The following is a 6,214-nucleotide window of genomic DNA, read 5'->3' as shown; positions in this document are numbered from 1 at the left end:
GTACAAATACGTGTGTGTGCCCGGACTCCGACTTGGAGCCGGGCACACACGCATGTCTTGCCGCCCCACATCGGCAGCTGTTCAAGAAGCCTCAGTCCGCCGGGCGCAGCGCCCTGCCCGTTCCGCGGTAGATGGCGACAGTCCGCTCCCCCGCCCGCACCACCACATCCACTATCATCCGGCGGCCCTCGTGAAAGGTCACTTCAGCGGAGGCGACCAGCTCCTCCGAGATGCAGGCCGGGGAAATGTAGGAGATGGAAGCCTCGGCGGTCGCGATTCCGGCGCCGAATGTGTTTGCGGCCATAGCGAACGCGGTGTCTGCCAGCGCGAAGACCAATCCACCGTGGGCAATCCCGTGCCCGTTGGCCATTTCGGGCGTGACCCGGAGGACGGCCGTGGCACGGCCCTCGCTGGCGCGCAACACCTGGATGCCGAGCCCTTCCAGGCTCCGGTCGGCGGCCAGCATCGAGCGGGCCGGGTCGGCAATGGTCGCTGTCTGGTTCACGACAACCTCTCCACTACCATCGCCATGCCCTGGCCGCCGCCCACGCAGAGCGTCGCCAGGCCGAGCGATCCGTCCTTGGTTTGCAGTCCGTTGATGAGCGTTCCGACCAGCCGCACGCCGGTCGCACCGAAGGGGTGGCCCAAGGCGATCGCCCCGCCAAACGGGTTGACCCGCTCGGGGTCTGCGCCCAGCTTCCGCACCACGGGAACCACTTGGGCGGCAAAGGCCTCGTTCAGCTCGACGATGTCGATGTCACCGATCGACAGGCCCAAACGATCCAGCAGCCGGCGGGATGCGTCCACCGGACCCAGTCCCATGATTTCCGGCGAGAGGCCGCTTGCGGCACTGCCCAGGATGCGGGCCAGCGGCTTCAACCCCAGTTCGCCCGCGCGCCGGGCGCTCATCACCACCAGGGCTGACGCGCCGTCGTTGAGCGGGCTGGCGTTGCCCGCGGTGACGGTTCCGGCCTCGTGGAACACCGGCTTGAGGCTCGAGAGGGCCTCCAGCGTGGTGCCCGGACGCGGGCCGTCATCGGCGCGCACCACCGTGCCGGCAGCCGTGGCCACCGGCACGATCTCGCGCGCGAAGTAGCCGGACTCCATCGCCCGTTCCGCCCGGAGCTGGGACTCCAGAGCCCATTCGTCCTGGTCGCGGCGCGTGGTGCCGGTTTGACGGGCCACGAACTCGGCGGTCTTGCCCATAGAGAGGTACGCATCGGGCAGCTCCCCGTGATCCCGGGGGTCGGCCCACGGCTGGCCGGATTCGAAGATGCCATCGGCACGCCGTGCTGCGTCCGCGAAGGCGGGGTGGGGTGATTCAACTACGGGCGGTGTCGAGGTGGTCGATTCGACGCCCGCAACCAGGAACGCGTCCCCGTCGCCCGCCCGCACGGCCTGGGCCGCCATCGCGGTGGCCTGCAACGAGGACGCGCAGAAGCGGTTCACAGTAACCGCGGGGACGCTGTCCATCCCTGCAAGAACCATGATGCGGCGGCCAATGTTGTCGCCCTGCGCGCCCTGCGGTACCGCGCACCCCACGTAGGCGTCCGCAATCTCGGCGGAGTCAACCTGCGGAACCGCAGTGAGCGCTCCCCGGATGGCTGCCAGCGCGAGGTCTTCGGGGCGCTCACCGGCCAGAGACCCCTTGCGGGCCCGGCCGATCGGTGTCCTGCGATAGGCGACGACGACCGCATCATTCGGCGCGATGGCGGTTTTCACGATGATGTTTCCTCTCAGTGTGGACGGCTTCCCTAACGGGCTGGCTCCAATGGCAGGGACAGATCAGGGTCAGTTTCCTACATCTAACGTCTCATCCAATATATACGAACCGTATCGTATTGCACAGACCCGAGGCCTCCCACGCCCACACCGGACACGTGGAAGGGAAATCGGGAGGCATAGGGCGCCACGGGCATGTCGCAAAGAAGTCACGGTCGGAGCAGGCGATGACAGGGCGTCGCCCCCTACCGGAGCGTCGCCGCAAACTTCTTGCGCACCCTCAAATAGGTGCACGCCACTCAACTCGAGCGCCGGGCTGCGCCCCGGCTAAAGCCAGCACCGGCATACTATTCGCCCGACATGCCGCGGCAACCCAAGACTATAGGGTCAATTCTTAGTCACGGAGCCCATCGGGCCCTTGGGCCCGGACGGAACACAGGTAGTACTTGGGGCCGCTACCTTGCGGCGAGCCCGTCAAGAGCCGTCTGCATGATTGCGTCGGTGGCCTTGGCGTCAAGGGGGCCGGATTGAAACAACAGGCGGAAGTACACGGGGGCGTAGAGCAGCTCCGTGACGAGCTCGGCGTCGAGTGCCTTGCGCATCGACCCCTCGCTTATAGCCCGTTCAACCAAGGACGTAACGACCAGCGCGCGCGGAGTCCAGAAATGTTTCTTGAATTCAGCCATCGCCGCCTCGTCACCCTGGCACTCACCGATGAGTTGCGCCACGAGCCGACCCTCATTGCCGGCATAGACCTCCGCAAGTGAGGCCATGTGCTCACGAAGCGCGTCAATCGCAGGGACATCCTGGCGCACCGGAGTACGCGCGACATGGTTGTCCAAGAATGTATCGATAACCACGGCAACCTTGCTCGACCACCACCTGTAGATAGTGGTCTTGCTGACTCCGGCCTCACGGGCAATGCGCTCGATCGAGAGCTTTTGCACCGTAAATCCGTCAGGCCCCGCATCTTCAAGCAACTTCATGGTTGCTTCCAAAATGGCCCGACGACTTTCTTCGCTTCTGATTGCCATGGGTCAACCATACGTGCTTAGCCATCCAATACGAAACGTACACGATCACACTTTGATGCTTTAATCTTCCGGGTATCGCGAGCCCGTGTATATAGGAACAACAACGCCCCAAGTGGCCTGGCAACAAAGGGTCGTCTGGGGCCGCGAAATGGATTGCCACGGATTCCCACTCCGGCCCGCGACCTTCGGGCATTCTTCAGTAACCCGCCGACGGGGTGACGTGGCATCTTTGCATGGAATTGTGACGCACCTTATACTCAGTACGAAACGGATCGGATCTATAAGGGAGGTGCCGTGACTGCGTCTTCTGCCACAGAGGTCATGGAAGCCGGAGGTTCAGCCCACGCGAGGGACTTGGCGGTGAGTTGGGTTGTCGTGGGCTGTCGGACTCACCAATCGCCGGCAGCATCGGCGTCGCCCGGAATCGACCTGGCGCCCACGAATCCGATCCAGCCCGGGGCCCACGGCAACGCCCGCCCTCCCCTACTCGGCATCTGCTTGGCTGCACCGCAGATCTATGACGGAACCTCATCCGAGGCGGACCAATGACTTCCGTCCTGGATACCCGGTCGGTTCCTMCGGCCGAGCGCCGTGACTACTGGTCGACGGGGATCTCCGAACGCTTCTTCCCGATGCACGTCGAATCGGTCGGAGCGCCCACCTTCGACGCCCGCCTCGCCGGTGGCCAGGTCGGGCCGGTCGGGGTCCAGTCCATCCAAGGACTTGCGCACCGGGTGGCACGCACGCAGCGGATGATCGCGACCGCCGATCCGGAGTGCATCTTGCTGTATCTGATGACCAGGGGCACGATCCATATCGAACAGGACGATCGCAGCTGCCTTCTTCGCCCCGGTGACATTGCGTGCCACGATACGTCGCGGCCTTCCACCTTTGAGGGCCGCAAGGGTTTCGAGGTGCTCGTATTCAGCATTCCCAAATGGTTCATCGGGGCGCAGGCCGAGGGCATCGCCCGGCGTTCCGCGACACGGGTGGATTCGGGCCAGGGACGGCTCACTGGGCCGGGAACCCCGTTCCTCGTACAGCTAGCCCGAACCACAACGAGCGGCGGCGGGCTCTCAAGCCCTGACGGGGAAGGCGCTGCAGAGATGCTGCTGCCCTTGCTTCGCAGCATGTACGGCGCGCAGGAGATTTCCGATCCGCGTTCCCGGCCCGAGGTACTGCTTGCGCGGATGCAGCGGTTCGTGATGGGCCACCTGCACGACCCGGGACTCGGGCCAGAGCGGATCGCTCGGGCCCACTACGTGTCCACGCGCTACGTCCACAAGCTCTTTTCGGCCTCCGGCACCGGAGTGTCGGCCTGGATCCGCGAACGCCGGTTCGAGGGTGCCGTGGGCGAGCTGCGGCGGTCCCCGGAAACGACGATCGCAACGGTCGCGACGAGGTGGGGATACCGCCATCCGGCAAGCTTCAGCAGAGCCTTTCGCGAGGTCCACGGCTGTGCCCCGCGGGAAGCCAGGCATCTGCCCGAGCCTGCCGGGAAGACCCCGCCCGTTTGTTAGGGCGGGGTCTTCCCGTCCCCTGCCCCTTGGGCAGGGCGGGGGCTCCCCGAAGATGCGCCATCACGCCTGCGGGAAACCGGCCTCCCGCATGCGGGTGCCCCAGATCCCGGACTTGCCCGGAGCGATGATCCCGTTCGGGTCGAGCGTGTCCTTGATCGTCTCGTTGAAGCGCCGCAGCGCGTGGTCGTTGAAACCGAATTGGTCGGCCGCGAGATCCATGAAGGACAGGTGCGCCMGGTATTCGCCGTAGCCGCGCGTGCCGGCCTCGGCGACCATGCGCTTGGCCACGGCGTACGCCTTGGCGACCTGCTCCGGGTTTTTCGTGTCGAAGGGGATGACGTTGATAAACGTGGTTGCGCGCGCATTGATGGGGAGCATGCCACCGAGGAAATCAAGGCCCGCTTCAGCGCACATCTCGGCCATGAGCTTCTGCGCGGCCATCGCGTGCTGGGACGTGAGCGGGATTACCGGCGAGAAATCGACGTGGCCGCCCTCCTCGCCGCCGGACCATCCTGCCATCTTGTAGAGATCCTGGCTCGGCACGCCGATCTGCACCCGCTCGTGCGGATTGGGCAGTGTCTCCCACGCATCAGCCCCGTGCTTCTCGCCCATGAGCTCTACGCTCGGGATCTGCAGGAAGCGCGTCTTGAGTTTCTCGAAGTTGTGATCGACCACCGTTTCGTCTCCATAGAGCGCGAACCGCATCATCCAGCGTCCAAGGCCCAGCTCCTTGGCGATTTTGTCGATGATTTCCTCGGGCATCGGCCCGTCCCCGTCGAACCACTCGGCGCGCGTGGTGAGCATCGATGCCATGCACAAAGTGTTCGACAGCTGGGGGCGCATGTCGATGGTGCCGGCGAGCATGAGCTCGCGAAGCGCATCGACCACGGCGGGCATCTGTGCGTCATCCCACACGCGCAGCCAGAGCGGCATGTACACCTCGGGCTTCGGCATGAGCCAGTAGCCCATCTTCGTGACGATGCCGTAGTTCGACTGCATGAACATCTCGGTCGACGTCGGACCGAGGCCACGCTTGTACAGCGGCCAGGTCGGGTTGTTGTCCATTGCGCCCGAGCCGGTGCGCATGAGGTCGCCGTTCGGGAGCACCACCTCGAAGCCGCAGTGCGAGGCTTGGTCGATCGAGTACGGCATGTAGGTGAGCCCGTGCTCGAGCGTGTTCGAGACCACGCCTCCCCAGCCGATGTCGACGATGGAGGCGACGAGGTTGTGTCCGCCAGCCTTGATCGCTTCGTGCAGGTCGTACCAGCTCACGCCGGGCTCCACGACCGCGTAGCCGAGCTCCTCGTTGATCTCCAGGACGCAGTTCATGTTCCGGAACGAGAGCATCACGGAGCCGCGCACCTGCGGCGCGGCTCCCCCGTAGCCGTTGTTCTTGCCGCGGCTAATGGGCCACAACGGGATGCGGTGCTCGTTTGCGATCCGAACGATCGCCTGGACGTCCTCGGTGCTCGTCGGGCTGACGACGGCGGAGGGGAGATTCGTGGCGGAGCCGGGAACCTGAAAGGGATCCTGGAAGTCCTGCAGGGACTCGGCATCGCTTGCGACATTGTCTTCGCCGATCGCGGCGGCGAACGCCGCGAGTGCCTTTTCGAGGTCGAACTGGATGACGCCGGGTGGGAGCGGGCGAGTCGACGTCTCGGGGGTGATACTCATCATTCATCATCTCCTTTGATGCGGTGTGGCGTGTGTAACACGTGCTGTTGATCCTGCGCCCTCTGGCGCCGGAGTGGGGAGATTGCGGCCCCTTCCTCGTTGTGGTTGCATGGGGCCCACTACAAATGATGAGTTGAATGGAGAAGGACCCATGGCTGGTGGTCGTCTGGAAGGAAAAGTCGTTCTGTTGACAGGCATCGGGGGCGGAATGGGTCGGGTGACCGCCGTCCTGTTCGCCCGCGAGGGCGCCACGGTTGTCGGTTG

5 protein-coding genes are annotated in these 6,214 nt (G+C 64.8%); 1 reads left to right on the top strand and 4 read right to left on the bottom strand.

The genetic code is table 11. The features are described from left to right. Positions 1-91 precede the first annotated feature (91 nt). From AC1D1S_RS18440 to AC1D1S_RS18430, 3 genes are all read right to left on the bottom strand, one after another. Complete coding sequence (locus AC1D1S_RS18440; protein ID WP_476995134.1) at positions 92-505, bottom strand: PaaI family thioesterase; 414 nt, start codon at positions 503-505, stop codon at positions 92-94. Continuing rightward, the gene (locus AC1D1S_RS18435; protein ID WP_476995133.1) at positions 502-1,722 is read right to left on the bottom strand and encodes an acetyl-CoA C-acyltransferase; all 1,221 of its coding nucleotides are present in this window, start codon (positions 1,720-1,722) and stop codon (positions 502-504) included. Before AC1D1S_RS18435 ends, AC1D1S_RS18440 begins: the two co-directional genes overlap by 4 nt. A gap of 455 nt (positions 1,723-2,177) precedes the next feature. Then, positions 2,178-2,756, bottom strand: a complete 579-nt coding sequence (locus tag AC1D1S_RS18430; RefSeq protein WP_476995132.1) for a TetR/AcrR family transcriptional regulator — start codon at positions 2,754-2,756, stop codon at positions 2,178-2,180. A 545-nt stretch (positions 2,757-3,301) separates the two neighbouring features. On the opposite strand from AC1D1S_RS18430, the gene AC1D1S_RS18425 reads away from it, so the two are divergent. Continuing rightward, positions 3,302-4,276, top strand: coding sequence for a helix-turn-helix domain-containing protein (locus AC1D1S_RS18425; RefSeq protein ID WP_476995131.1), 975 nt, complete (start codon positions 3,302-3,304; stop codon positions 4,274-4,276). 60 nt (positions 4,277-4,336) lie between these two features. Here the strand turns inward: AC1D1S_RS18425 and AC1D1S_RS18420 are convergent, their stop codons facing one another. Continuing rightward, positions 4,337-5,953 (bottom strand): FAD-binding oxidoreductase, encoded by a 1,617-nt coding sequence (locus AC1D1S_RS18420; protein ID WP_476995130.1) that lies wholly within the window; start codon positions 5,951-5,953, stop codon positions 4,337-4,339. Between the last annotated feature and the right edge of the window lie 261 nt (positions 5,954-6,214).

It is taken from the genome of Arthrobacter sp. P1_A5 (assembly GCF_056406825.1).
This window is presented reverse-complemented; position numbering and strand designations above follow the sequence as displayed.